At 41.8% G+C, this 26,710-nt stretch carries 23 protein-coding genes; 12 read left to right on the forward strand and 11 right to left on the reverse strand.

Going from position 1 to position 26,710, the window contains the following annotated elements; genetic code table 11:
• Positions 1–12 precede the first annotated feature (12 nt).
• Entirely contained in the window at positions 13–621 is a 609-nt protein-coding gene (locus AC4MBN_RS07290) for a MarC family protein (protein WP_005266373.1), read from the forward strand.
• Between the two features lie 66 nt (positions 622–687).
• Here the strand turns inward: AC4MBN_RS07290 and AC4MBN_RS07295 are convergent, their stop codons facing one another.
• The 3 genes from AC4MBN_RS07295 to AC4MBN_RS07305 all read right to left on the reverse strand — a co-directional run bounded on the left by AC4MBN_RS07295 (position 688) and on the right by AC4MBN_RS07305 (position 4,644).
• Positions 688–2,853, reverse strand: coding sequence for a TonB-dependent receptor family protein (locus tag AC4MBN_RS07295; protein WP_491880050.1), 2,166 nt, complete (start codon positions 2,851–2,853; stop codon positions 688–690).
• Positions 2,854–3,335: 482 nt separating this feature from the next.
• Complete coding sequence (locus AC4MBN_RS07300) at positions 3,336–3,536, reverse strand: hypothetical protein (RefSeq protein ID WP_491880051.1); 201 nt, start codon at positions 3,534–3,536, stop codon at positions 3,336–3,338.
• Between the two features lie 145 nt (positions 3,537–3,681).
• Entirely contained in the window at positions 3,682–4,644 is a 963-nt protein-coding gene (locus AC4MBN_RS07305) for an IS30-like element IS18 family transposase (RefSeq protein WP_491880052.1), read from the reverse strand.
• 314 nt (positions 4,645–4,958) lie between these two features.
• On the opposite strand from AC4MBN_RS07305, the gene AC4MBN_RS07310 reads away from it, so the two are divergent.
• Together AC4MBN_RS07310 and AC4MBN_RS07315 are read left to right on the forward strand one after the other, a co-directional pair.
• Positions 4,959–5,537 (forward strand): ANTAR domain-containing response regulator, encoded by a 579-nt coding sequence (locus AC4MBN_RS07310; protein ID WP_004785667.1) that lies wholly within the window; start codon positions 4,959–4,961, stop codon positions 5,535–5,537.
• 10 nt (positions 5,538–5,547) lie between these two features.
• Complete coding sequence (locus AC4MBN_RS07315) at positions 5,548–6,552, forward strand: ABC transporter substrate-binding protein (RefSeq protein WP_491880053.1); 1,005 nt, start codon at positions 5,548–5,550, stop codon at positions 6,550–6,552.
• Positions 6,553–6,619: 67 nt separating this feature from the next.
• Here AC4MBN_RS07315 and mtlD read toward each other — a convergent pair whose 3' ends face one another.
• Entirely contained in the window at positions 6,620–8,746 is a 2,127-nt protein-coding gene (gene mtlD / locus AC4MBN_RS07320; protein ID WP_491880054.1) for a bifunctional mannitol-1-phosphate dehydrogenase/phosphatase, read from the reverse strand.
• 309 nt (positions 8,747–9,055) lie between these two features.
• On the opposite strand from mtlD, the gene AC4MBN_RS07325 reads away from it, so the two are divergent.
• The 8 genes from AC4MBN_RS07325 to AC4MBN_RS07360 all read left to right on the forward strand — a co-directional run bounded on the left by AC4MBN_RS07325 (position 9,056) and on the right by AC4MBN_RS07360 (position 16,189).
• Positions 9,056–10,000 (forward strand): ABC transporter permease, encoded by a 945-nt coding sequence (locus tag AC4MBN_RS07325; protein ID WP_491880055.1) that lies wholly within the window; start codon positions 9,056–9,058, stop codon positions 9,998–10,000.
• Positions 10,000–10,881, forward strand: coding sequence for an ABC transporter ATP-binding protein (locus AC4MBN_RS07330; RefSeq protein WP_419364358.1), 882 nt, complete (start codon positions 10,000–10,002; stop codon positions 10,879–10,881). Before AC4MBN_RS07325 ends, AC4MBN_RS07330 begins: the two co-directional genes overlap by 1 nt.
• Before the next feature lie 76 nt (positions 10,882–10,957).
• Entirely contained in the window at positions 10,958–11,965 is a 1,008-nt protein-coding gene (locus AC4MBN_RS07335; protein ID WP_491880056.1) for an isopenicillin N synthase family dioxygenase, read from the forward strand.
• Entirely contained in the window at positions 11,962–12,843 is an 882-nt protein-coding gene (locus tag AC4MBN_RS07340; protein WP_347473906.1) for a hypothetical protein, read from the forward strand. Before AC4MBN_RS07335 ends, AC4MBN_RS07340 begins: the two co-directional genes overlap by 4 nt.
• Positions 12,844–13,210: 367 nt before the next feature.
• Positions 13,211–13,969, forward strand: a complete 759-nt coding sequence (locus tag AC4MBN_RS07345) for a creatininase family protein (protein ID WP_347473907.1) — start codon at positions 13,211–13,213, stop codon at positions 13,967–13,969.
• Between the two features lie 49 nt (positions 13,970–14,018).
• A complete protein-coding gene (gene glnT, locus AC4MBN_RS07350) occupies positions 14,019–15,380 on the forward strand; it encodes a type III glutamate--ammonia ligase (RefSeq protein ID WP_200228548.1) in 1,362 nt (453 codons plus the stop codon).
• A gap of 468 nt (positions 15,381–15,848) precedes the next feature.
• The gene (locus AC4MBN_RS07355; protein WP_404798907.1) at positions 15,849–16,079 is read left to right on the forward strand and encodes a hypothetical protein; all 231 of its coding nucleotides are present in this window, start codon (positions 15,849–15,851) and stop codon (positions 16,077–16,079) included.
• Positions 15,986–16,189 (forward strand): hypothetical protein, encoded by a 204-nt coding sequence (locus AC4MBN_RS07360; RefSeq protein ID WP_347473908.1) that lies wholly within the window; start codon positions 15,986–15,988, stop codon positions 16,187–16,189. Before AC4MBN_RS07355 ends, AC4MBN_RS07360 begins: the two co-directional genes overlap by 94 nt.
• A gap of 242 nt (positions 16,190–16,431) precedes the next feature.
• On the opposite strand, the gene AC4MBN_RS07365 is transcribed toward AC4MBN_RS07360, so the two are convergent.
• Genes AC4MBN_RS07365 through AC4MBN_RS07380 form a run of 4 tightly spaced genes read right to left on the reverse strand, consistent with a single transcriptional unit; the run spans position 16,432 to position 19,829 of the window.
• Positions 16,432–17,460 carry an ABC transporter substrate-binding protein gene (locus AC4MBN_RS07365; RefSeq protein WP_180137891.1) on the reverse strand — a complete coding sequence of 343 codons (1,029 nt, stop codon included), beginning with the start codon at positions 17,458–17,460 and terminating at the stop codon, positions 16,432–16,434.
• The gene (gene atzF / locus AC4MBN_RS07370; RefSeq protein ID WP_491880057.1) at positions 17,457–19,265 is read right to left on the reverse strand and encodes an allophanate hydrolase; all 1,809 of its coding nucleotides are present in this window, start codon (positions 19,263–19,265) and stop codon (positions 17,457–17,459) included. Before atzF ends, AC4MBN_RS07365 begins: the two co-directional genes overlap by 4 nt.
• The gene (locus AC4MBN_RS07375) at positions 19,262–19,714 is read right to left on the reverse strand and encodes a CopG family ribbon-helix-helix protein (RefSeq protein ID WP_099339103.1); all 453 of its coding nucleotides are present in this window, start codon (positions 19,712–19,714) and stop codon (positions 19,262–19,264) included. The genes atzF and AC4MBN_RS07375 overlap by 4 nt, the downstream gene beginning before the upstream one ends.
• Positions 19,707–19,829, reverse strand: coding sequence for a hypothetical protein (locus AC4MBN_RS07380; RefSeq protein WP_257225439.1), 123 nt, complete (start codon positions 19,827–19,829; stop codon positions 19,707–19,709). Before AC4MBN_RS07380 ends, AC4MBN_RS07375 begins: the two co-directional genes overlap by 8 nt.
• Positions 19,830–20,449: 620 nt before the next feature.
• Between AC4MBN_RS07380 and AC4MBN_RS07385 the strand changes: the two genes are divergently transcribed.
• The gene (locus AC4MBN_RS07385; protein WP_491880058.1) at positions 20,450–21,451 is read left to right on the forward strand and encodes an OmpA family protein; all 1,002 of its coding nucleotides are present in this window, start codon (positions 20,450–20,452) and stop codon (positions 21,449–21,451) included.
• Between the two features lie 207 nt (positions 21,452–21,658).
• On the opposite strand, the gene AC4MBN_RS07390 is transcribed toward AC4MBN_RS07385, so the two are convergent.
• The 3 genes from AC4MBN_RS07390 to uca form a co-directional block, all read right to left on the reverse strand.
• Positions 21,659–21,874 carry a hypothetical protein gene (locus AC4MBN_RS07390; protein WP_491880059.1) on the reverse strand — a complete coding sequence of 72 codons (216 nt, stop codon included), beginning with the start codon at positions 21,872–21,874 and terminating at the stop codon, positions 21,659–21,661.
• Between the two features lie 56 nt (positions 21,875–21,930).
• Positions 21,931–23,025 (reverse strand): hypothetical protein, encoded by a 1,095-nt coding sequence (locus AC4MBN_RS07395; RefSeq protein WP_491880060.1) that lies wholly within the window; start codon positions 23,023–23,025, stop codon positions 21,931–21,933.
• A 77-nt stretch (positions 23,026–23,102) separates the two neighbouring features.
• Entirely contained in the window at positions 23,103–26,708 is a 3,606-nt protein-coding gene (gene uca / locus AC4MBN_RS07400) for an urea carboxylase (RefSeq protein WP_491880061.1), read from the reverse strand.
• Between the last annotated feature and the right edge of the window lie 2 nt (positions 26,709–26,710).

Here is a 26,710-nt window from a genome sequence, read left to right on the forward strand (position 1 = left end):
AAGGACTGAATGATGTCAGAAAGTTTGAATGCATTTGCCCTGTTTTTCTCCCTGCTCAACCCTTTTCTGATGAGTATTTATATGCTCGGAATTATCCGTAATTCCGACGCAAAAGTATTCAACATGGCATTGATTCAGGGCAGTCTGATCAGCTTTATTGTGTTCATCATTTTTGCAAAAACCGGTGAAGCCTTCTTTAATGAAGTCTTGCATGTACGGTTTGAGTCCTTCCAGATTTTTGGCGGTATTATTTTTCTGGTGATTGGCTATCGTTATGTCTTTGAAGGTGCTGATACGATTGGTGTGATGCGTGGAGCGCCCAGTCATCTGGCGGGTACGATTGCCATGCCGTTTATGATCGGTCCCGGCACCATTTCGGCTTCCGTGATTACCGGGATTCAGCTCAGTTTAATGCAAACCATTCTGGTGATTTTCTTTACCCTGTTTCTGACCTGTAGCTTGCTAATTCTGATGAAATACCTGCATGATCATTTACAGCATAAATATTCCAACTACATTGACCTTTATGTCGATATCGTTGGTCGTGTCGCAGCGTTACTAATCGGTACTATTGCCATTGATATGATTGTGACAGGTGTCAGTGGAATTCTGGAAGGTTAGTTTTATACAAGCTGACAGGATAAAAAAAGCGGGCAAAAATGCCCGCTTTTTTATGAAGTGATGATTTTAAAATTTAAACGACACACCTGCATAGGTCGAGAAACCTTCACCTGGTGAAGATCGTGCTTCATCTTTCCCATTATCATTAAGACCTGGAATCACCACTGCTGCATATTTCTCATCGGTGATGTTCTTGAAGTTAACCCAGGCACTCCATGACTGATCTTCTGGCGCATATCCCAGATTAATACCCCAAATCTGATAATCATCACTGAAGCGGCTATTGGCATAATCATGTGCCATCTTCGATGCATATTCAGTATTTAACCCCACATAAAAACCATTATTCAAGGCATAACTGAGCTGCGCCTGATAAAGGTGTTTTGGAATTCCCGGCAGCTGGTTTTTGCCAAATAAAGGATCGTTTTTATATTGGAAATCACTCAAGGTATAAGCCTGTCGTAGGCGAAGTTCACCCTGCTGTGATGCATACAATGATGTATCCAGACTGAGTTCTACACCTTGATGAAGGGTGGGAGTTGCATTGGATTCAACGGCAATTGGTTCAGAAGGTCGTTCCGATCCATCCTCATAGGTTTTGATCAACTCTGAGGTTAATAACTCGTTTTTAACCTTGGAATAATAATAGCTCAGTGCCCAATCACCCCAAGCTGATTGGCCCCTGCCACCCAGTTCTAAAGTATTTGCAGTTTGCGTGTCCAGATAAATAGGTTCACGTACCCGCCCTGAAGCGACACCACTATCAAAATAATAAGGTGAAGACCATGCCATTGCCCATGGATGTGCCGGTTCAATACTACGACTTAAATTGGCAAACCATTGCAGCATCTCACTTGGCTGATAAGTCAGGCCAATACGCGGGGCGAAATTCCATTCATAGCGGCTAACTTCAGGACTAGCCACAGGATAAGTCACTTCACTCTCACGGTGGGTATAGGCTGCTGCCAATCCTAGATCAAGCTTAAACTGATCATTCAACTGAGTTTCCTGATCAAATTGCAGCACATTGTCTGAACCACGATAAGTATAATGGCGTGTTACGGTATCTGCCGGATAAAGCGTGCCATCAATTGTAGTATCGCGTCGAATTGTTTCGGTTACACCACTATTCGGACGGTGCGTGGTACTTCGAAAAGCAACTTTTCCTTGATGTTCAAGACCGAATAACTGATAAGGTTTCTCATACTGGATTCTTGCACTAATATCTTCATAATCGACATTGGTACGATAACTACTTTCACGTAGATCCAATGGATAATGATGATAAGCCAGACTACCGGTCAGTTTGGAATCATCCTGCAAGTTCCAGGTGGTAGTATTTGCCAGCCAGGTACTGCCCGGCTGAATCCGCTTGGCATCTACAGCCAGATTAAAATCATTGGCTGCTCCAGGATTATTCTTGAGCTGTTCCTGGGTAATGCGCCCCGGCGTTAAATGTTTGCTTTCACGGTAACGGGCATAAAAGCGGGTCTCAATATCTGGACTGATCTGATAACCCAGATTAAAAGCCAGACCTTTACCATCACTTTCGGCATGATCCTGAATCCCATCAAACTGCGAACCCGTCACTGCCAGATAATAATCTAACTTGTCGAGTTGTCGGCCAGTACTAAACTGGTATTTCTGATAGCCATGGCTACCCGCTTCGTATTTTAATTCAGAGCCATTCTGCTCTGCACCAGTCTTACTTTTATAGTTAACTGTTCCACCTAAGGACAATCCGCCCTGTTTTAAACCATTGGCACCACGGTACACCCCAACATGATCAATCCACCACGGTTCAAGCAGTTCATAAGCTGTACCACCTGGCCCGGTAAAGGGAATATCATCGATCATGACATAAGTTCCGGATGCGTGTGCACCAGAAGTACGGTTAATGCCAGAACCACGGATAGAAATTTTGGCTCCTTCATTGCCCGGTGACTGGGCATAAATACCGGGCTGGAGACGGAAGACGTCAGCAGTGGTTCCCAAACGCTGATGTTCGAGCTGCTGATCTGAAATAAAATTGGTTCCTCCCGAAACGCTGGCAAGTTCCGCCTCAGTCCCTTGCTGGGAATTTGTATTTTGCTCTGTGGTCACCACAATAGTGTCCAGTTGCTGAACACTATCCTGCACTAGCGTAGTTTCAGCATAAAGATGGCCTGAAAATGCCGATAGTATCATTAGGCTAAGCGGATTTTTCTTGAGAGGAATTTTTATCATATTCATGGCGAATTTATACAATCCTGTATAAGTGATCCTGATCTGCTTTAGGACTTGGCTTAAAAATTTAAGCTGTAGCATAAATGAAGCATGCAAAATTAAGCAGATATTTTCTGCCAAAATATCTGACTGGTGCGGCAATATTTTTAATTTATTCTATACAAATAATCTGTCAGTACTTTGCAATATCGCAGATAAATTCAAACAAGTTCTGACATCTAATTTATTAAGTATTTGTAATTTATAGATATATATTTTTTTCTTGTAACCATCTCATTCGAGTTGGCAAAAAGTGATTTAAATTAAAAATTTTAAGGATATAAACAATATTCTGATTCATAAAGATCAGTTTAGTAGACAGGTTTCCAAACCAAGATCTAAGTAATAGCCAGAAAATAAAACTCTTACTTTTCGAACTACGGCTTATAAATTTCAGCCAAAAAAGAAACCCTCCTGCTGGAGAGTTTCTTCATGTATTTTGGCTATTGTTATTTAGAGGTATTTTTGATTACTTGCGCTTGTAATGGTGCAGCTTGCTGGGTTTCGGCTAATTTTTTCTTGGTTTTCATTTCTGTCACTTTGGCCAGATTTTTCTCAGTAAAACGTAAACCACCATCTTCTGCCATCACATTACCCGCCATCAAAAGACTGCTTATTACTAGCAGTGATGGTATAAGTTGTAATTTCATGTCTATTCCACCTTTTTATTTTATAGTGGATTAAAAATAAGCAATTATTATTCCAATATTTTTATCTATATTTGATTTTTTATTTTTCCCGATCATCTGGATGAAATTAAAATTGATCTAAGCGATGAATTTTATATTGGCGGATTCAAGCGGCAAGTGCAACAGTATAAAAACCAGCCATAACTTGACTCGGTGTATACCAACCTAGCGTTTTTCTAGGACGATGGTTGAGTGCAAATTCTATCTGCTCTATTTGTTCGTTTGACACGTCATCAAACGATGATGATTTTGGCAGATATTGACGGATTAAACCATTCGTATTTTCATTTCTAGCTCGCTGAATAGACTTGTAAGGATCAGCAAAATACGTCTCTATCCCGGCATCAGTAATTCTTTTGTGTTCGGAAAATTCTTTACCATTATCAAATGTCACACTATAAGCATGGCTCATTCGTAAACGATCTAACGCACAAGTAATCGTTTGAGAGGATGCTCTCGTTGATCCTAAATGAACAATATGTACATACAGGCTCTTTCGATCAACAAGGGTTAATAAAGCACCTTTATGATGTTTACCAATCACCGTGTCACCTTCGAAATCTCCTAAACGTTGTCGTTGATCAATGACCTGGTCTCGACAGTGAATACTTGTTTTATCAATGATTTGCCCCCTAAGATCCGTGTTTTTGTAACCTCGTTTTCGATATTTCTTCTGATGCCTTAAGTGTAGATGGAGTTTACCGCCTTTTGATTTATCTTGATAAATGTACTGGTAAATCCACTCATGTGAAGGTACATCCAGCCAACCGCGTTGTGTTAAAGCACCTGAAATTTGTTCTGGTGACCAGTCCAAGCCAATTAAATAATCAATATAGGCGAAGGCAAATGCTGTCATTGATGAGGAAGGACGGTACCGTCTTTGACTTGCAAATTTAGCTGCCTGTTGAGCCCTATATCCACGTTGCCCAGTATTTCTTTTTAATTCACGGTAGATGGTTGATCGTGAACGCCCTAACTCCCGAGCAAGGTTAGCGATTGAGCTTTTACTTTTCAAAGTAGCATAAATTTCGTATCTTTCATCTTGAGAAAGTTGGGTGTATTTCTTCATTGTGTGCTTTCCAATTGCGAGTTGAAAAAGTCTAATGATTCTATGAATACACCTAACTTTTTCAACTAACTACAAATGTGTCGCACTTGGGATTTGAATCTGCGATTCTTATTCGCCTTAAAACTCCTTCTTTTAGTGCGCTTATTTCAAGAACGCCTCATTTTAGTCAGGTTAATTCGGCCTTTTAAGTTCCTCTGCACTATTTTTATGACACTTTTAACCTGATCTCCTGATTTTTTGCACCAAATTGCATGGTATGTTTTTTGCATAAGTCCTTATGGAATATTCCCCGATGTACTAGCTAAAAATCTTGCATGTCTAAATTACGAATTGCCCTGATTGATGATGATCCAGAACGCGCTGAATTTATTCAGGCTTCTTTGCTTGCACATGATTTTCATGTGGTGGCCTGTGTCATTCTGAATGACCTCAACATTGTTGATATCAAAAGTCTGCATGCCGATGTAATTCTGTTAAATATGGATCATCCTCATCGCGATATTATCGAAAGCTGCGTGAGTCAGTATGAATTACCAACGGTTCTGTTTACCCAAAATTCCAACAAGGACACCATCAGAAATGCCATTGATGCCGGAGTCACGGCATATATTGTGGACGGGATCGATCCAACCAAACTGGAAAATATTCTGGAAATATCAATTGAACAATTCCAGAAACATAAAAAGTTGTTACATGACCTGAAGGAAACTCAGGAAAAATTAAGTGATCGCAGGGATATTGATAAAGCCAAAGTCCTGCTGATCCAGCTGCATGGACTGAGCGAAGAAGAAGCATTTGCCCTGTTGCGCAAAAATGCCATGAGTCACCGGATTACCATTGGCGATATGGCAAGGCGCTTACTTGATGCACAAAAACTGTTATCCGGCCAATAAGGAGCATTCAATGACAACATTAGAAAAAACAGAACTCAATATTGGCTATATTCCACTGCTTGATTGTGTTGCCATTCTCTGGGCGGAGCGTCAAGGTTATTTTACTGAACAGGGTTTAAAGGTAAATCTGATCCGTGAAGCATCCTGGTCCAGCTTACGCGACCGTCTGGCCTATGGCTTTCTGGATGCTGCCCATTGCCTATCTGCCATGCTTCCCGCGGCTGCTTTGGGCGCAGACCAGTTACAAGTCGCTTTGCAGACTCCATTAGTACTCAGTATCAATCAGGCATTTATCAGTTTAAGACAGGATCTCTGCTATGAACTCGGCATTCAGCCTGAAGATAATGAACGGATCACGTCACAAAAGCTGGTCAGTGCCTTAAAGCAGCAACACAAAGTAGGCCTGGCACATGTTTATAAATACTCCATTCATCATTACTGTTTAAGAGAATGGCTGGCCTTAAGTGATCCGCAATATGCCAAAAATATATTGCTCAAGACCTCACCACCCCCTTTGATGGTTAAAGGAATTGCAGCACAGATTTTTGATGGTTTTTGTGTGGGTGAGCCATGGAATATTCAGGCCAAGCTTGAAGGTTATAGCCTGATTGTTGCAGCTAGTCAGAATGTCATTCCTAAAGTGGCAGACAAAGTGTTGGCAATAACTCAGGAATGGGGCGAGTTGCATCCACTGACTGTAGAGGCCTTAGTCGCTGCTGTAAAAAAAGCCCAGATAGATTTAAAGCATACTACCAATCTTTCTGAAGTCTGGGACATGCTGATGGATTATCAGATTATCCAGTTTGAATGTTCAGCTTCCCGACACGTTTATGACTTCCATAAGATTCAGAATATTATCCGTAACCTTGCAGGTGAAAATGTTGAGCCTCAATTCACCGATTTTATCTGGTTATTGGGGCAGATGGAAAAATGGGAAAATATTGATCTGTCTGCAGATGATCAGCGACAGATTGCCCAATCCTGTATTTATCAGCAAGAATCCACGACTGTATAAATTATAAATTTATAAACTTCCAATAAAAAACCCAGAAATTTCTGGGTTTTTTATTTACTGCTGATATTTAGCTGAGCGCTTGCTGCAAATCCAGTTGCATGAATTTTTGTAAGGACAATTTTCCAGCAATCATCTGATTGATGAATTGTGACATTTCATCATACAAGGTCTCATATAGCTGCGGTTCTAATGCCATATGTCTTAACTGGATCTGTAAATGCATCAACAGTTCCTGCTGCTCGCATTCACCCTGTTCCAGAGCATAGATATAACCCAACACTGCGCCTTTTAAAACCACATCAAATGGCAAGCTATATTTAAGCAAGGTCGATAATGAACCCATAACCCGTTCATTGTGTTCCAGCTTTCTTAGAGGTTCTCGCCCTACACGTGCACATGGATCCTGATAAGCATAGGCACAGGATTCAGTAAAACTTTGCGCCAGACGTTCCAGATCTGAAGCATGCTTAGGAATCTGGTAGCAGAGACTATGCTTCACCTGCGCTAAAGCCTGCTGCATGAATTTTCTGACCGCATGATCTGACATGGCCACGCCAATGGTCTGATGACCGCGCAGGCTGGCATACCAGGCCATCATCGCATGCACACCATTCCATAAGCGGTTTTTAATCAGCTGGATATTGGCAATATCATCTACCAGAATCATTTGGCGCATTTTAGCCAATAATGGACTGTTATTTTCTACATAGATTGGCATATCCGTTTCGGCATTAAATAGAATCAGGTCCATCGACTGCAGAATATGACTTGGCTGGAAATTACGGCGCAGGTCTTCAATATATAAGCCCGCCTGATGTTCCTGCTCTGCATTCAGGGCTGTAGAATCATCCAGATCCACTACGGACAGGTCTTCATCCAGCTGATACTGCTTGAACATGTTGTATTTAATGCGCAGCTGACGATACAGTTTCTGGTCGGACAGTTTGGATACCATACGGTTCACCACTGTGTCACAGAAATAATGCTGATCCATAATGTGCTGCGCTGTCTGTTCATCCGTAATCTGTTGCAGACGGCTCAGAATCTGCTGCATCACCAGCTGTTTGGCTCCGATTTTATTCAGGATAATTAACAGCGTCAGCGGCTGCTCCTGTTGCTCATAAGCCAGGTATCGCGCATATAAACCCTGTGCAATCACCTCTGCTTCAGAAACCAGCGCTTCCTCAGGGACACAGACTGCGACCAGACTGGATTCAATATACATGTTCTGCATTTGCTCCAGATCATGCGCATCAATCACACTCATATTCTCAATACGCTGGTCAAAAGAGTTCTGACCATAACGAATGCAATAGGTGCCAAATGCATTTACGGCAGACTGATAGAGTGGATTACGGGTCGAGGCAATAATTTTGCGTGGACGCGTATAGCCATCCCAGTGTGATAACACCTGAGCCAGATAACCACCGCCAATTGCACCGAAGCCGTGAATCCCAACTGTTAACTGATTCAGCGTTTGCGGAAATGCCGTCTCAAGTTCTGGCATTTCCAGAATCGGAACAAACTGGTTCAGGTCTGTCAGAAAATCTTCCATCGTTTCATAATAATACTGGGCTTGTGCCAGCATCGATTCATTCGGCGTTTTAATGTCTTTGAAAAGTACCGTCATACCACCTGCATCATAAGCAGATCGCAGGCCATTTTCAGAATCTTCAAACATCAGGCATTGAGCCGGACTTAAATTGATTTTTTCGGCTGCGCTGATAAAAATTTCTGGATGAGGTTTCCCCTGTTTAATCTCATCGCCACACACCAGCACATCAAAAAATTTATAGACATTGGCATTGATCAGATATTCTTCTGCGATCGCACGTCGACTCGAAGTCGCCACAGCCATTTTTAGGCCTGCCTTGCGTAGGCGTTCCAACACCTGTAATAAACCTTTTTTAATTGGAACACCATAATTGCGTACATGTTCTAGTTCCAGTACATCAGCACGCTGGCGGATCTCGGCATAAGGAACATCTTGTCCATAACGCTCTTTGGCCAGCTGCTCGGCACTTCGGGCACTGAGACCCAGACATTGCATCAGATAGTCTTTAGAAAATTCGACGCCAATCAGCTCGAGTGAAGCCTGCTGCAATGTCTGAAAGCGTAAACGCTCGGTATCAAACATTGTGCCATCCATATCGAAAATTGCGCCGTGTACAATGTGATTTTTAAATTCTAGCATTTCTCCCCTTTTTATTTTTCAATGATTTAAGACAGGACATTACCCTAAAGGCTGAAAAGCTCTAATGAAACAGATGTAAAAATATGAAATAATTTTGACTAATTTTTAATCAATAAAGACTAGATTAAATGGTTTTAAGTTTTCTTATGTAACTACTAGGTAACAACAAGTAATCAATAAGTAGTTTCTTATAAAAAAATAAATATTAAAAAAATGTCTGAGTAGAAAAAATGAGCTTGTGCATCATGGCATCCATTTTGCTTAAGAGTATTACGTTTTATAAAAATTGTAATATTGGGGGCAGCCACGATGAGTTATATCGCTCGTGAACTGAGTCAAAAACAAAAAGTCCTGTTCGGTTTGGGTTCATTTTTAATACCCATTCTGATCTGGTGTGCGGTGAGCTATCTGCCATTCGTATGGCATCCACAAGTCCAGATTACTGACTCGGGCAGCGTGACCTTTTTACAGGAAGGCAGCCGTGTCGAAAAAGCCATTTTCTATCAGGAAGCACAAAATGCGGTCGACAATGGCCTGACACCACCACAAGGCAAACTGGTCAATCCGATTTACTTGCCTGCTCCACATGAAGTGGCGAAAGCATTAGTGACTGCCTTTACCACTCCACCGCTGCAAGACAATGCCCCTTGGTTCCATGAAAGCTTGTGGCACAGTATCAAGTTGGTATTTACTGCCTTTATCCTGTCTTCGATTGTGGGCGTACCACTTGGCATTTTGTGTGGCTTCTCCAATAAGCTGTCGCAACTCACTGAACCATTTGTAGAATTCTTCCGTTATTTGCCTGCCCCAGCTTTTGGCGCACTTGCAGTGGCTATTTTAGGCATCAATGATGCACCAAAAATTGCCATCATCGTGATTGGTACCTTGTTCCAGCAAATTCTGATCATTGCCAATACCACACGACTGGTGGATCGCAGTCTGATTGAAGCCGGTTTTACCTTAGGCACCAATAAATTAAAAAGCCTGTTTCATGTGGTCATTCCAGCAGCCCTTCCTGAAATTTACCGTAACCTGCGTGTACTGCTCGGCTGGGCATGGACTTACCTAATCGTGGCTGAACTGATCGGTAGCACTTCCGGTATTACTTGGTTTATTACCCAGCAGGCCCGTTATCAGAATTTTGACAATGTCTTTGCAGCGATCCTGATCATTGGGGTAATTGGTCTGCTCTGTGATGTGATTTTAATGAAATTGGGACAACGCTTATTTAAATGGAAACCGGGAGCCAACTGATGCAAAACTCTGAATTTAATACCCGCGAATACTTTGACAAGATTTATAGCCGTCCGGTCATCCTGGAAGCCAAACAGCTCACTCAATCCTTCAAGCATGGCAAAACTGAACGCACCATTTTAAATGGCATTGACCTGAAAATTCATAAACGTGAGTTTATCTGTGTGATTGGTCCATCGGGTTGCGGTAAATCCACCTTTAGCCGCGTTGTTGCTGGACTTGATCCTTATACCAGCGGTGAAATTCTGGTGGATGGCAAGCCGATTACTGGCCCAAGCCCAGAACGCGGCATGGTGTTTCAGGGCTATACCCTGTTCCCATGGAAGACTGTGAAAGAAAACATTATGTTTGGCCCGAAAATGAAAGGCCAAAGTAATGCTTCTGCTGAAGCGCAGGCACGTGAATGGATCAATATCATTGGTCTGGAAAAATATCAGGATCAGTATCCGCATCAACTTTCAGGCGGAATGAAACAACGTGTGGCGATTGCCCGCGCTTTGGTCAATGAACCGAAAGTGTTGCTGATGGATGAACCTTTTGGTGCACTGGATCCGCATACGCGCCAAAAAATGCAGCGTCACCTGATGGATCTGTGGCAAAACATCGACATTACCATCATTTTCGTGACCCACGATATGGATGAAGCCATCTTGCTGGCAGACCGGATTGTGGCGCTGAAAGCCAATCCAGGTGAAATCAAGGAAATTATTGAAGTGGATTTACCACGTCCACGCCATCCAGATCTGATGCTGACTCCGAAATTTAAACAGCTTCGCGAGCACGTCAATCATCTGGTACACGCTCAAGAAGATGAACTGGATCCTGCACTGGCCGATCTTCCAGAGATTCCACGCTTGACCAAAGTCAGCACGAGCAAATAATCCGTTTTAAAGAGCCTTTGGGACGACCCAAAGGTTTTAGTCGCTGTGTTGGACGACCAACAATAAGGTGATTGCAATGCAAGACCAATACGTACTCCCACTCGTCGATATTTCTAAAATGCAAAGTCCACATCTGGCCGATCGTCTTGAAGTTGCGGCAGCTTTAGACCAGGCCTGTAAAGATGTCGGATTCCTTTATCTTAAAGGGGATCAGTTTAATTTTGATTATGCCAAGTCACTGGTTGAACTGGCCAAATCCTATTTCGAGCAGAATCTGGACACAAAAATGCAGCACTATATTGGCAAATCCAGTAACCATAGCGGTTATGTGCCAATTGGTGAAGAACAGTTCGCGGGCAACAGTTATGACCTCAAAGAAGCCTACGATGTGAATTATGACTATCAGGGTTCCAGAACAGACTGCCCATTGCTAGGCCCAACCTTATGGCCTGCATATCCGAATTTTAAAGCCATTGTCAGCCAATATTACGGCCACTTGCGCACCATCAGCGAACAGATTTTTTCTGCTTTTGCCCTGGCTCTCTGTGTCAAAGAAGATTTCTTTGCCGATAAAATTAATGATGCGCCAAGTCAATTGCGCCTGATTCATTATCCGTACAATCCGGATATCAAAGATGCCGAAGGCATCGGCGCACATACCGACTATGAATGCTTTACCTTGCTATTACCAACTGCGCCAGGTTTGCAGGTGCTGAACAAAGCCGGTGAATGGATTGATATTCCATTGATTGAAAATACGCTAGTGATGAACATTGGGGACATGATGGAAATCCTGTCCAATGGCAAATACCTGGCAACCAAACACCGCGTAAAAAAAGTATCCGAAGAACGTTACTCCTTCCCGCTGTTCTGTGCCTGCAACTATGACACCGTGATTGAACCGGTAGTACAAACTGATGATTCCAAATATAAACCTTTGATTGGTGGTGAACACCTGTTTAACCAGACCGCACAAACGTTCCAGTATTTAAAACAGCGAATTGCCAATGGTGAGCTGGTCCTAAAAAATGCCGTTCCGCTGTCTTCCTTTGGCTTAAATGAAAAAGCGGAGGCGACATCATGAACCTGTTAGAAGCCATAAAAACCTTAACGCCAACCACTGCTCAACCTGAAGTTGTTCCGAGCTTTTTATATGGGGCATTTCGCAGGAAAAGCATCAGTTTCTTTAATGGCCTGACCGACCAAAACACCATTGTGTACTGGTTCCAGTCACGCAGTTTTACTATTGATCTACGACTGAAAAGTCAGAATGACACCCCGGTGACAGAACGTCAGGGCTGGATTGGCAATACGGTATGGGATAATGCAACACAGCTCTTGTCCTGGGAAGTAGAAGACTACGCCAATTACCAGAACCATGTGCAATGGCCTGAACCCGCAAAACTGCATGCGATCGGGAACTGCATTCTGGAATTTTCACCAAGCAATGTCTATGTAGAAGACTGGCGTCAGCAAGTGAAGAAAGGTCTGTTCTTAGGTCTACGCCTAGAATCTGCATTAGATGTCCAATCAGGCGCAAAGCTGCAAATGGATGGCGGTTTGATTATCTGTGATGATCATATTGCTTATGCCCTCACCCGCTTGCCAGAAGTACAAACTCAGGTTGCAGAACTCGCTATCCAGTCAGCCGATACTACTTCATTTGATCTATTACAAAGCTTTGAAGTCTCTATTGGCACTCAAGGTTTCAGTAAAACCTACAGCACCCGTACCGGTGAAACAGGCAATGCCTTTGACCTGGACAATTTTGAAATTCTGGATGTAACCCATCTGGTCCAGCATGTAGAAGTTGAGGGCCGCGCAATTGATCTGATTTTTGAGATTGATATCTACCAACCTGAATATGAGTTTCAGCACACGACTACCACGACTGCAGAAGCTGAACAGTGGATGAGCGCAGAACAGAATCACCTGCTCCCTCATGCAGAACGGGTGTTATAAGGAGGAATATGGCTTTTTTATATCTATTGATACAGAAATATCTATTACATAATTATCATTTTATTAAATTTAACAATATTAAATAAAACTAACATTATAAGATTTTAAGACTAATTTATATTAGCCTTTTTATTTTGGCTATTAATAGTGCGGTTTTATTTATAAAGTGCACCATTTAATAAGAAAATAAATTTTAAAATCATAAAAACTACCATTAATACACTTAACAATAAAGAAAACATATATATTCCACTGATTTTAAATAATGGCATAGTAGTTGCATTATAAATATCAGTAATACTTTTTTAAATATTCGTATTACTAAAATAATGCCGTATGACGGCCTACCTTATATCGTGAGATTATAATGCTTTGGTCTGAATTAACCTGGGAAGAAATTCCTGAAGTTTTAAAAGCTGTGAATTATTCAGCGATCTTGCCTGTAGGTGCAACTGAACAGCATGGTCCACATTTAGGCTGTGGCGTAGATACTGTTATCGCCGATATTGTATGCAAGGAAGTTTCTAAGCGTACCAAAGTCCCTATGCTACCTACCCTGCCATATGGTTGCTCTATTGGGCATAGTAAACATTGGCCAGGAACAATTGCCATCCAACCTATTACTTTAATCGAATTTGTCAAACAAATTGGAGATTGGGCATACGCTGGTGGTGTTCGACGTTTATTTATTGTTAATGCCCATGTAACGAATGCAGCCCCGCTACGCTGTGCCCTCGAGATGTTACGAGCAAGTTACGATGATTTGATGGTGAGTATTATCCATACTGCCAGCATCAGCACACGTGTCAAAGAATTTCATTTTTCAGATGCAGAAGACTGGCATGCAAACGATGCCGAAACCTCAGTCATTATGGCTCGTACACCAGAGTTATTCCGTGCCGACAAGCTTGATGTTGCTGATGACCCTGACCGTACTGAAAATCTAATCTTTGCTCATCCAGTAAACCATACCAGCAAAAATGGTGTCACGGGCTATCCAAGCCGTGCCAGCATTGAAAAAGGTAAACAAGGCTTTGAGTGGATGGTCGAAGACCTTTGTCAAGTGATTTTAAAAGGTAGCCAAGAAGAGCCGCCTTTAGACACCCCATATTGTTGCAAACACTAAATAACCCTAACTGGAAAAAAATTCTTACCAAATAGAATAGGTGAATACTATGTATACAAATGAACAAATTACTGAACTCAAAGATGAACTTGTTGAAAAAGGGGTTAAATACTGTATCGGTGCTTATGTAGATATTCATGGTATCCCCAAAGCCAAAGTTGTTCCAATCGACCACTTACACCAAATGGCAAATGGGTCTGAACGCTATACAGGTTATGCCCTTGACGGTTTAGGTCAGGCTCCAAACGATGATGAGTTAACTTCTGTACCTGACTTGGACAAAGCGATTCAAATTCCTTGGGAACCAAAATTGGCGTGGATTCCTGCTGATAACTATTTCCAAGGTAATCCATACCCATTGAATACCCGTGTGGCGCTTAAAAACCAACTGGCTGAAGCTGCAAAAATGGGCTATGGCATGAACCTAGGCATCGAGTGCGAAATTTACCTTCTTAAAAAATTAGCAGATGGCACCCTCACTGTGCCACATGCAAAAGATAAATTGGTCAAACCATGCTATGACGTACAATCTTTTGTAGACAACTTCTCTTGGTTGGATAAAGTTGCAACGCAAATCAATAACTTGGGTTGGGATCTTTACTCTTTCGATCACGAAGATGCTAACGGTCAATTTGAGTTTGACTTTAACTATGCTGATGCCCTTACTAGCTGTGACCGTTTGATTTTCTTTAGATTTATGGCAAAACACTTTGCTGAAGAAGAAGGTTTGCTGGCAACTATGATGCCAAAACCATTTGCAGATAAAACAGGGAATGCTGCTCACTTTAATATGTCTTTATATGACTTAAAAGATGGCAAAAACCTATTTGCATGCGACCCGAAAGATGACCCACGCGGTATAGGCTTAACCACACTTGGCTATCAATTTATTGCAGGTATTTTAAAACATGGTCGTGCACTTTGTGCGGTATTCGCACCAACAGTGAATAGTTACAAACGTCTAGTACGCCGTGGGGCCATGAGCAACTTTAGCTGGGCACCTGTGTTTAACTCTTATGGTTCTAATAACCGTACAAACTCAGTTCGTGTACCAAGTGGTGGTGGTCGTTGTGAATCCCGTAATGTAGATGGTGCGGTAAACCCATATTTAGCTTCTGCATTGGTATTGGCTGCAGGTTTAGAAGGGATTCGTGAAAAGCTTGATCCAGGTGAGCCAAACGAGGATAACTTATACGAAATCACAGATGCAGAACGTGAAGCACGTGGTATCGAATTCTTACCACAAACTTTACAAGAAGCAGTTCAAGCATTTGCTGCTGATCCTTTAGTTGAAAAAACTTTAGGCAAAGAGTTACGAGATGAGTTTATTAAATACAAAACTATGGAATGGGAAAGCTATCATTTATCTGTAAGCAAATGGGAAACTGAACGTTATAGCGATATGTTCTAATCCTTTAATTTTAAGGATATTTATCAGAATCCAGTCCATCTTTTTTGAACTGGATTCTTTTTTATATCTACTTCTCTCCACTATGTAACATTCTAAGTTATTTAAACAGTGCTTTTAAATGCCTTGTAAATGGGCTCAATTCAACTTTTCTGCACCATTTTAAAATAAAATTAGGTTGAATATTCAAACGACCAATATTGTTCTATTTACCCGAAAATAATTATATTTATCAAAATCTTAATCTAATAGATCAACTAAATTTAGCGCACTTTTGGCATTTTTTCTGTAACCAACTCAGTAATACTTTTACGCAATTTCATATGACTAAAAATTTCCTTGGTTTTCGTTTTTTGCCTTTGATCTCAACTCCAATTTTGCATTTTAGAATGCATAACTCGAGGTAAAATTTACAATTAAACCAATGGCTTAGTTTTGGATAGCTATAAACGTCTTGTACGTCGTGGTGCAATGAATAATTTTAGCTGGGCGCCTGTATTTACCTCTTATGGTTCTAATAACCGTACCAACTCTTTTCATATTCAGAATGACGGTGGTCATTGTAAATCCCGTAACGTTGATGGCTCAGTTAATCTATATTTGGATATTTGGCTGCGGCACTTGCACTCTCTGCAGGTTTGGAAGGAATCCGTCAACAACTTGATCCAGGTAAACCAAACAAAGATAACTTATATGAGTTAACCGAAGCAGAATGCCAGACACGAGGTATCAAATTCTTACCACAAACTTTACAAGAGGCCGTACAGGCTCTCGCCGATGATCCCCTAGTGGAAAAAACTTTAGGTAAATAGTTACGAGATGAGTTTATTAAATACAAAACTATGGAATAGGAAAGCTATCATTTATCGGTAAGTAAATGGGAAATTGACCGTTATATTGATAGGTTCTAAATATCTTATATTTAAAAAAACCTGCTATAGCAGGTTTTTTTATAGTTCATATTGTTAATCCAATAAAGAATTCTCTTCTTTAAACTAGGTATTATTAATAGCAAAAAACCAAACTTGACGTTTGGTTTTTTTTAAATTAAATTTTACTCAATACTATTAACAATTTCATCAGTAATTAAACTATCAACATTAATATCTTTTTCATAGATATTAAAATCAAGATTAAATTTATTTACATAATAGCTTGACCCATAAATAGATTCCAATCCCTCAGACTTTTTAAATACGTTTTTATTATCTGCCACAGACAGGAAATGGGTGCCGCTGATAAATTGCTCATATTGTTTAGGGTCTACCCCTACACGATTTGCCATAATCCGAACGGCATCATCATGTGTTTTAGGATCATTAATGTATGAAACAACTTTATCCCAGACCTTAACAATTTTTTTCCATTCTTCTTTGTGTTGGGCAAGATGCTCTGCATTTACAGAAACTGTGTCATATATAAGTCCAGGCTTCTCGGCTGAACTATAAATAATTTTTGAACCTGTTACATTTTTTAGAGCTTGGTTAGCTACTGGTTGCCAAACTGCAACTGCTGACACATCTTGTGAGGTAAATACTTGTGGTAATTCATTTGTTACAGCGTTCGTTATTTTCACATCAGATGGTGAAAGCTTTGCATCAGCTAAAGCTGTATTAAATAAAAGATGATCTACCAAGCCTTTTTCTAATGCTACAGTCTTACCTTTTAAATCCTGGATCGAATTAATTCCTGGTTTAGCTACAATTGCATCATTGCCGGCAGAGTAGTCTGTTGCCATTATTATGACACCTCTCATACCACCTGCACCTATTACTAGATTATCACCATTAGTTACGGTTACAGCATCAATTTGCTTTGCCGAAAATGCATTTAAGGATGATGAATAATCAAACCATTTAAAGTCTACATTCACTCCAGCTTCTTTTAACCAACCTTTTTCAATAGCCACTTGCCAAGCTACCCAACCAGGGTAATCACTATAACCAATAGTAATTGGTTTAGTACTAACTGTGGTGGATTCTTTCGCACCATTATTTGGTTCTGGTATTTTTGCACTGTTATCACAACCAGCTAAAAAAATTGCCCCAAGAATAGAAATAGATAAACCGGCTTTCTTGATCATTGTGCTACTTCTCCTATGAAATTACATTTAAAACGTGTATTTGAAAGTTGTTTTGATTTAATAAAGTCTCGCCAGCCACCAAAATGACTGATGTCAGTTGCATCTTCAAGCGCATAGCCTTCGCAGATAAAACCTTTGACCCAACTGCCATCTGCCAGCTGTACATTGCCAATGCCCAGCGGTGCTGGAACTTCCGCCACGATCTGGCCAAAGTTGGCAAACGGAATATCCCAGACTTCCACTTCGATTTCTTGACCTTTACTGTGATGCTGCAAACCTGGTTTTAGTGGTGTGGTATTTTTCAGTGCAAACAGTTTGTAGCTGGCTGCGGTTTTGGTTTTTTGCACTAAAGTGCCACCACGTGTGGTGAGCTGGAAGTTCAATGGCATACCAGTCAGATGCGCACCGACGACTGCCAGTTTTACTGCATGCTGTGACTGAATCTGGCTTGTTTGTTCATAAGTTTTTTGCGAAGTGCCCAGTGTTAAAGCTGTTGCCTGCTGCCAACTCTGACCAAAGTTCGCCAGTGCCTGATCCATCCAGGCGGGTGCAATAAAGGTCACCCCACTTGGCAAACCATCAGCACGAATTGCATTAGGCAGTGCCAAAGCCGATAAATCCGCAAAATTCACAAAGTTGGTATAAGCGCCCATGTGGCTGTTTTTGACTAATGGATCCGCTTCCACATCAGCAATCTTGTAGATGGTTGGCGCCGTTGGCACCATCAAGGCATCAAAGTCAGCCAAGGCTAGATTGATCTGACGAGCCAATTGCGCTCGTTCATATTCCGCCTGCATCATATCGACAGCATTAAAGTTGTCTGCCTGACTGATAATCTGGTTAATCACCGGATGCGTTACATCACGAGAAACCAGTTTTTCAACAGCATTGGTCCGTTCAGCCACCCAAGCCTTGTTATAAAGTGCGGATGCCAACTGGTTGAAAATGCTGAAATCAATCGCTTCAACTGCATAACCAAGCTGTTTGACACGGGCAATTGCCAATTCAAAGGCTTTTTCAGTTTCAGCATCGCCATAGAATTCCAATTGTGCCGGAATCGCAATTTTGCCTTTGGAAAATTGGGTTGGGACATTGGCTGGATGCTGGCGTGAATATTCATCTGTCGCATCATAGCCTTGCATGATTTGAGCAACTTGCCACGCATCATCGACAGTCAGGGCAAAAATCGAAATCACATCAATGGTGCGGCACGCAGGTACCAGACCCGTAGTGGAAAACCAGCCTTTGGTGGGTTTCAAGCCAACAATATTGTTATGTCCTGCCGGTACACGGCCAGAGCCAGCGGTATCCGTGCCTAAGCTAAATGGCACTTGACCATTGGCCACGACTACAGATGAACCCGAACTTGAACCGCCACTGATATATTCCGGATTAAAGCTGTTTTTCACTGCGCCGTAGGGTGAACGTACACCGACCAGGCCAGTCGCAAACTGGTCTAGGTTAGTTTTACCTACGACAACAGCACCGGCAGCTTTTAATTTAGCCACAACCGTTGCATCGCTGGTTGCGAGATAAGAAGCTTCTTTACAGGCTGCAGTGGTATAGAAACCGGCAACATCAATATTGTCTTTGACTGCGAATGGAATGCCGTAGAGTGGCAATTCGGCTGGTGATTTTCCTGTTAAGGCATCAATTTGTGCTTGTAATTGTTCTGCAGATGCAATTGAAATCCAGGCATGATCATCATTCTGAAATGATGCTACATAATCGATCAGATCCTGTAACTGAATCTGCTGCTGTTGGTAGGCGTTCTGCCAGTCTTGAATTGTCCATAAAGTATTCATGACAATACTCCTTTATTGGTATTTTGGGGAATGGGAGGCATCACGGCATCCATCAGTTCCAGGTGTCCTTTCAGCACACCTTTTAATGCAATAAATTGCTCACTAATTTCTTTTAAATCACTGCTTACACCCTGCATCAGCATCACTTGCAGGACTTTCTGATCATCCAGCTGGATATGCAGCGAGCTGATTACCTGTTCCAGATATTGCTGTTGCAAATCGACCAGCTGGGAACGTAACGGTTTCAGGCTGACGTCATAGACCAAGGTCAACGTGCCGACCATGACTTCATCACGAGAAACCAGCTCATCAATCAGGTGGCGGTTAATCATGTCGACAATGGCCTGCGAGCGGCTTTCATAGTGCTGCTCGACAATTTTCTGATCCATGGCCTGTAATGTGGTTTCCGGCACGGTGATACTGATTCGTGCCAATTTCGGTTTAGACACGTCTGCTTTCCTTGAGTGAATCCTGTTTGACATAAAGCCCGGCGCGAACGCTGAGAAGTTCAATTAAAAATTGGGCAAATGGATGCAGCTTGGCTTTTTTGCTTTGATTATTCATGCGCATCTCCTCGGTATTACTGAATGTAAATTTCGTATTACTTAGGGAAATGCAGAAAACGTGCCAGTTTTAGGTAGGGAAATTTGCTAATTACGAGGAGAAAAGGTAGAAATGCAGCTCAAAAAAAGCCCCATCAACGGTTATGGGGCTTATTTGGAATCAAAATGAGTGAATTAATTCACCAAGAGGCCGTTAAATTAATCATGTACTGTAATTATTTTTAGACATGATGGATTGATCGAGAATTGCGTCTGGTTCTTCAAGTAATATGCTCTCCTCTTTTAATTCGGTATATAAATAAAAGCAGAAAATATGCCAAATATAAAGAGTTTTTTATTATTAAAAAATTGATTTAAAACAGTTAGTTGAAACTTAATAAATGCTACAAAATGTGTCTAAAATATTTATGCGCCAAGAGTGATCAAACTTGCACCAAAACGATATCAAAATGGGGTTTTATGGTACAGTTTTTGATAATGGAATCTTCACCAATTACTCTTCTCTGGCTTTAATTATGAATACTAAAGCCGCTCAGATTTAGGTTTTGATTAAAATTTGCACTACAGGTGAATTTCTATACAATAAATTCCATAAAAATGCCCGAACAATAAGGAAATTTAATGAAGACTTCCACTCTCCTTCGTACTGCCATTCTTTGTATGCCTTTTATTTTTGCGGCATGTAGCAAAACCGAGCAAGCAGAAACCTCCAAAACCGAAATCCAGCAGGAAGATACCACGCAAGCTGCCGAAACGGCACCGGCACAAGCTTTTGACATCAGTAAAATTCCACTCAGCACAGCGACACTCGGTGACTTTCCTTATATTTCCCTGCCAGACGGTTATATCTATCAAAATACTGAGCAGCGCAATTTTGAGCGCGTTCCATTCTGGACAGGACAGCAACTGGAATGGGTTGAAGGCAAATTATTCAGTTCAGGCATTACCTCGAAACCGGAATATAAAGAAGGCAATTTTTTAGAAATTCAGCGTAATCTGGAGAGTGTGATCAAGGATTTGGGCGGTGTAGAAATTGCCAATAGCCAGATTCCCAAAGATATCATTGAGAAAATTCCTAAGGATTTTCAGGTGCAGTATTATGCTGGCCTGGGTGATATTTTTAACTACCCGACCAAGACTTATGTAGTTCGCCAGGAAGATAAGACCGCATGGTTCCAGCTAACCCAATCTGGCAATTATATTTCGCTGATGGTGGCTGAATCCAAGCCTTTAAATGTCACTGCCAAAGCACTGACTTCGAGTGCACTAAAACAAAGTCTTGATCAGGACAATAAAGTCAGCGTACAGATTAACTTTGCAACCGATAAAGCCGAGATTTTGCCGGACTCACAAGCGCAAATTGAGCAGATGGTTGCCTTATTAAATGACAACCCGGATTTAAAACTGGGCATTTATGGTCATACCGACAATACCGGTGATGCAGCTTATAACTTAGAGCTGTCTGATCAGCGTGCGCAAAGTGTGGTTACTGCCCTGACCAAAGCAGGTATTGAAGGCAGTCGTTTAACTGCCAAAGGTTTCGGGAATACTCAGCCTGTTGCAGATAATGCAAGTGAAGGTGGTAAGGCAAAGAATCGTCGGGTGGAGTTGGTGAAGTTATAAGATTCCGACTTAAATAAAGACCGCTTTATTGCGGTCTTTTTACATCTTTTTATAAATGGTATCTCTACGGTGCATATTCTTATTAACTTGAACAAGTAATCTTATCATCCCTTGAACATATGTTCTTATTGTACTTGGACACTTCTTAACTTCAAAATCAGTTTCTCTGCCTTAAGAATAAACTGTTCCGCAATTTGCGGATTGAGCTTATCGAAATTTTTCAGCGCGGTTTTTGTGAACTCGCTCTCGTAGATCGTCTAAAGTGAACTTTATAGTTTCTTCAGTTTTAGCTTTTTCTGCTAGTTCTGTAATATATACATCATCCGAAAGACAATCTTTCAAAATTATTTTTGCATTTCCCAAAATTCGGTTTTGACTTTCGATACTACGCTCCACTAGAAGTTCTTCTAGTTTTTTAGCCATACTTGATAACTCTCTAGGTTTTTTTGAGGTCTGGAATGCTTGTGGAAAGCGTAAAATTAATCAAATAATCTATAAGATATATCATATATAGGTTTATTCAAAAATTTGTTAAGAATAGCATTTTCCTTACTGAACCAAATCGGTTCTTGATCATCATACTCATCTTTATCCATAATAATCATTATGCCTAAATTATTCTGCAAAATATTTCCAATAAACTCATCAACTAAGTTGTATATTTTATTACTCTTACAATAACCAACCAAATTTTTATGTTTATCATAAATTTTCCCATCTATAAAATACCCTTTGATCTGTCCGAAAATATCAATGATATTAATAAGAGCATCCCTAGCGTAAAAAACTAATTTATCAATTTTAGTTGGTATACGCGGTATTCCATTTATAGATATACCAACTCTACAATGGGATGCGCTAATAGAACTAAAACGATTATTAGCACCTCTAGGATCAAAAACGATATCCCCATTTTTTTCTATCACTACGTGCGTGTTGAGATAACTCATATTAATTCTATTAATGCGTATTGATTTATAACCTTCTAAATCAATATCTAATGTAATTTCTTTAGGTCTAGATCTAACCTCTACTCTACTAGCAATGCTTTTAATATCAGCTGTTTTTACTAAACCTATAAAATGATTTTTATTCAAATAGCCAATTTTATTTCCATCAGAATCATAAAAAATCGCATTATAAAATAGCGGACTGAATTCATTATAGTCATCGCGACTAACCCAAATTAATGGTTTGCCATTAATTTCGAAAATAATTTGTGTATCTCTAAATACCGATGATCCGCAATAGATCTCCATCTTGGTGGGATCAGGGTAAAATTGACCTTTTACAATACCTTTCTTTTTACAATAGGGATTAGCTTTAAGTCTTTTAATTAATTCTTTAGGTAATCTTCTTCCTGTGCTATCCCCATGACATCCTTTACACAATAACGTTATTTTTTCAGGAGCATGAACTTTTGCGTCACAATAAAGTGGATCAATATGCTCATATTCAATAAATAGATTTCCGCATTTCACGCAACCATAACCATCAGCACGTCTAATTTGATTTTTAATATCTGCCGGAATAGTTCTACTTAATCCATATTTATTAATATTTTCTTTAGACATCTCTAATAAGCCATTATTTTTTAATAATTATATATAAAAAACCGCCCTTACGGACGGTCTTTTTTATATCTAATTTATTAAGCCACTGGCGCCAGAGTAAACAACACCTGCCCTGTTTTCACCGTTTGCCCTTTCTCAATCGTAATCGTATCTACACGCATACGTTCAGGGGCAATAATCGGAATCTCAATCTTCATCGCTTCAATCACGGCCAAGGTCGCACCTTCTTCCACGATATCGCCAGACTGACATTCAATTTTCCAGATCGAACCCGGCATATGCGATTCCACTGCACAGCCACCATCCGGAATGGCAACCGTTTCACCATCATCGACCGCATCCAGACTTTCAGATACGTATTCCGCCAGTCCAACTTCATGCCAGCGACGGCGTTCCGCTTCAAAGTTCGCTTGTTGCGTTGCCTTAAACTCGCTAATGGTGTCGGCATTGTCAGTCAGGAACTGGTTGTACTCTTTCAGGTTCAACACACCTTCTTCAATACGCAGTTTCAGACGGCCTGCCTTAAAGTCCTCACGCATTTGCATGAGTTCTTCTTCAGACACTTCATAGAACTTGATCTGGTCAAAGAAGCGCAGTAACCATGGTTTGCCTTGCTCGAAGTCGACATTTTTACGGTAACGCGACCACATTTGCGTAGTACGACCCACGAACTGATAACCACCAGGGCCTTCCATACCATACACGCACATATACGCACCACCGATACCCACTGCATTTTCAGGTGTCCAGGTACGCGCCGGATTATATTTCGTTGTGACTAAACGCTGACGCGGATCAAGTGGCGTCGCTACAGGCGCACCCAGGTACACATCACCCAGCCCCATCACCAGATAGCTAGCGTTATACACCACATCTTTGACTGCCTGTTTATCTTTCAGGCCATTAATACGGCGGATAAACTCGATATTGTCCGGACACCACGGTGCATCTGGACGCACAGTTTGCATATAGCGTTCGGTTGCCAGTTGGGTTTGGGAATCTTCCCAAGCCAGTGGCAAATACACGGTACGTGATGGCACTTCCATTTCAGTGACATCAGGCAGTTCAGTTTCAGCCACTTGCAACAGACGCAGCAAGTCGAGCTGATCCAGCTTGATCGAATCAAAATGAATTTGCAGTGAACGGATGCCTGGCGTCAGGTCGATAATGCCCGGAATATTCTGTTTTTGAACCCATTGCATCAAGGCATGGATACGGAAACGCAGGTTCAGATCCAGTACCAGCTCACCATATTCCACTAGCAGATAGTTGTTACCCGCTGGACGATACACCACATCCGGCGCACCATTTTCACTTTTTAAGGTATCCAGTACGGCATTTTTCAGCGTAGCCAGTTCAGGATAGAAGGATTCATTAAATGAAACTTCCTGAGTATCCAGCGCTTCAAGCTGTGCATGATATTTTTCATTCAGCAATTTGGCTTGGTGATAGCTGACTGGAACAAATTTCACTTTGTCACCGGCTTTGAGCTGACCCAGTTTCCATAGCTCAGAATTGATCACCACCGCAGGACAAACGAAGCCACCGAGGCTTGGACCATCTGGACCGAGGATAATTGGCATATCACCAGTAAAGTCGATCGCACCAATCGCATACGCGTTGTCATGAATATTGGATGGATGCAAACCGGCTTCACCACCATCTTCACGTGCCCATTCCGGTTTTGGACCAATCAAACGGATACCGGTACGGCTGGAGTTAAAGTGGATCTCAAAGGTATTGGCAAAGAAAGTATCGATGTCAGTTTTGGTGAAGAAGTCTGGCGCACCATGTGGACCATACATCACCGCAATTTCCCATTCATGACTGAATGTTGGAACTTGTTCAGGTGCCAGTACTTTGACTTCATCGCTTGTGAATGACGTAATTGGCAGCATATCGCCGATCAGTAAGTTACGGCCGGCATGACCACCAAACTGACCGAGGGTAAACGTCGCTTGTGAACCCAGATATTCAGGTACATTCAGTCCATCTTTGATGCCGATATAGGTACGGCAACCGGTTGCGATCTTGCCACATTTTAAAATCTGACCTTTACGCACATTGATGGTTTGCCACATTGGCACAGCCACACCATCAAGCGTTGATGGCATGTTACCACCCGCCAGCACGATCTGGCTGTCACAGTGGAATTTCAGTGTTGGACCTTGCAAGGTACATTCCAGACCAGCTGTATTTGGCGCATTACCTAAAAGCTGGTTTGCGACATTTAAAGACAATGGATCAATCGCACCTGATGGTGGCACACCCACGTCCCAGTAACCCAAACGACCAGTGACATCCTGCACCGCAGTTTGAATACCGGCTTGCAGCACTTCAATCTTTTGGGTTTTCCACTCAAAGGTATTCAGGAAACGTGTGGTTTGTGTTCCCGCCTTAAACACCTCACAGTCGATGATGTTTTGCAGATATTCCAGGTTGGTTTCGATGCCAGCCACTTGGGTTTTAGCTAGCGTGTCGGTCATGGCTTGAATTGCTGATTCACGATCATCTGCTGTGACAATGATTTTGGCAATCATCGGATCATAGAAAGACGATACGTTTGATCCGGTTTCTACCCAGGTTTCGTTACGTGCGTTTTCATCAAACTCGACATAGGTCAGCAGATCGGCGCTTGGCTGGAAGTTCTTGATCGGATCTTCGGCATACAGACGCACCTGAATCGAATGACCTTGGGATTCCAGTTGCTCGGTTGGTGCAGTCCAGTCACCGCTGGCCAATGTCACCATCCATTCCACCAGGTCCACACCAAAGACTTGCTCGGTCACGCCGTGTTCGACTTGTAGACGGGTATTCACTTCCAAGAAATAAAATTCTTGCGTATCGGTGTCCATGACGAATTCAACCGTACCGGCAGAACGGTAATTCACTGACTCCATCAGCTGAATCGCGACATTCTGGATATAAGCACGTTGTTCATCGTTAATGTGCGGTGCTGGCGTTTCCTCGATCACTTTCTGGTTACGGCGTTGTACTGAACAATCACGTTCACCTAAAGCAATCACTTTGCCTTGGCCATCACCAAAAATCTGCACTTCGATGTGACGGGCATTTTGTACAAATTTTTCCAGGTACAGACCTGCATCTTTGAAGTTGGCTTGTGCAAGATAAGATACGGTTGCATAGGCATCTTTCAGCTCAGCTTCGTTCCAGACCAGACGCATGCCGATCCCGCCACCGCCTGCGGTACTTTTCAGCATCACAGGATAGCCAATGCGACTCGCTTCCGTTAAGGCTTCAGCTTCATCTGCCAGTAACTGGCTACCTGGAAGTAAAGGTACATTGGCTTGAATTGCCAGCTCACGCGCCGTATGCTTTAAACCAAAAGCACGCATTTGTGCTGAGTTTGGCCCAATAAAGGCAATGCCTTGTGATTCACATAGGTCGCAGAATTCAGCATTTTCAGACAGGAAGCCATAACCCGGGTGAATCGCTTCAGCACCGGTCTGTTTCGCGACTTCCAGAATTTTCTCAATATTCAGGTAACTTTGGCTGGCTGGGGCTTCACCGATATACACCGCCTCATCCGCTAAAGTCACATGGAGTGAATCACGATCGGCTTCTGAATAAACGGCTACAGATTGAATCCCCAGTTTTTTCAGGGTACGGATCACGCGGCAGGCAATCGCGCCACGGTTGGCAATCAGAACTTTATTAAACATGA

The sequence above is a fragment of the Acinetobacter sp. CAU_H_60 genome (genome assembly GCF_058599385.1).

Excerpts from the sequence above, each read along its gene's own strand:
- AC4MBN_RS07395 (WP_491880060.1), bottom strand. The coding sequence starts at position 23,025 with ATGTCTAAAGAAAATATTAATAAATATGGATTAAGTAGAACTATTCCG.
- AC4MBN_RS07365 (WP_180137891.1), bottom strand. The coding sequence starts at position 17,460 with ATGATCAAGAAAGCCGGTTTATCTATTTCTATTCTTGGGGCAATTTTT.
- AC4MBN_RS07380 (WP_257225439.1), bottom strand. The coding sequence starts at position 19,829 with ATGAATAATCAAAGCAAAAAAGCCAAGCTGCATCCATTTGCCCAATTT.
- AC4MBN_RS07315 (WP_491880053.1), top strand. The coding sequence starts at position 5,548 with ATGACAACATTAGAAAAAACAGAACTCAATATTGGCTATATTCCACTG.
- AC4MBN_RS07390 (WP_491880059.1), bottom strand. The coding sequence starts at position 21,874 with ATGGCTAAAAAACTAGAAGAACTTCTAGTGGAGCGTAGTATCGAAAGT.
- AC4MBN_RS07345 (WP_347473907.1), top strand. The coding sequence starts at position 13,211 with ATGCTTTGGTCTGAATTAACCTGGGAAGAAATTCCTGAAGTTTTAAAA.
- glnT (WP_200228548.1), top strand. The coding sequence starts at position 14,019 with ATGTATACAAATGAACAAATTACTGAACTCAAAGATGAACTTGTTGAA.
- atzF (WP_491880057.1), bottom strand. The coding sequence starts at position 19,265 with ATGAATACTTTATGGACAATTCAAGACTGGCAGAACGCCTACCAACAG.
- AC4MBN_RS07310 (WP_004785667.1), top strand. The coding sequence starts at position 4,959 with ATGTCTAAATTACGAATTGCCCTGATTGATGATGATCCAGAACGCGCT.
- AC4MBN_RS07305 (WP_491880052.1), bottom strand. The coding sequence starts at position 4,644 with ATGAAGAAATACACCCAACTTTCTCAAGATGAAAGATACGAAATTTAT.
- mtlD (WP_491880054.1), bottom strand. The coding sequence starts at position 8,746 with ATGCTAGAATTTAAAAATCACATTGTACACGGCGCAATTTTCGATATG.
- AC4MBN_RS07300 (WP_491880051.1), bottom strand. The coding sequence starts at position 3,536 with ATGAAATTACAACTTATACCATCACTGCTAGTAATAAGCAGTCTTTTG.
- AC4MBN_RS07335 (WP_491880056.1), top strand. The coding sequence starts at position 10,958 with ATGCAAGACCAATACGTACTCCCACTCGTCGATATTTCTAAAATGCAA.
- AC4MBN_RS07330 (WP_419364358.1), top strand. The coding sequence starts at position 10,000 with ATGCAAAACTCTGAATTTAATACCCGCGAATACTTTGACAAGATTTAT.
- AC4MBN_RS07355 (WP_404798907.1), top strand. The coding sequence starts at position 15,849 with ATGAATAATTTTAGCTGGGCGCCTGTATTTACCTCTTATGGTTCTAAT.
- AC4MBN_RS07385 (WP_491880058.1), top strand. The coding sequence starts at position 20,450 with ATGAAGACTTCCACTCTCCTTCGTACTGCCATTCTTTGTATGCCTTTT.
- AC4MBN_RS07295 (WP_491880050.1), bottom strand. The coding sequence starts at position 2,853 with ATGAATATGATAAAAATTCCTCTCAAGAAAAATCCGCTTAGCCTAATG.
- AC4MBN_RS07340 (WP_347473906.1), top strand. The coding sequence starts at position 11,962 with ATGAACCTGTTAGAAGCCATAAAAACCTTAACGCCAACCACTGCTCAA.
- uca (WP_491880061.1), bottom strand. The coding sequence starts at position 26,708 with ATGTTTAATAAAGTTCTGATTGCCAACCGTGGCGCGATTGCCTGCCGC.
- AC4MBN_RS07290 (WP_005266373.1), top strand. The coding sequence starts at position 13 with ATGTCAGAAAGTTTGAATGCATTTGCCCTGTTTTTCTCCCTGCTCAAC.
- AC4MBN_RS07325 (WP_491880055.1), top strand. The coding sequence starts at position 9,056 with ATGAGTTATATCGCTCGTGAACTGAGTCAAAAACAAAAAGTCCTGTTC.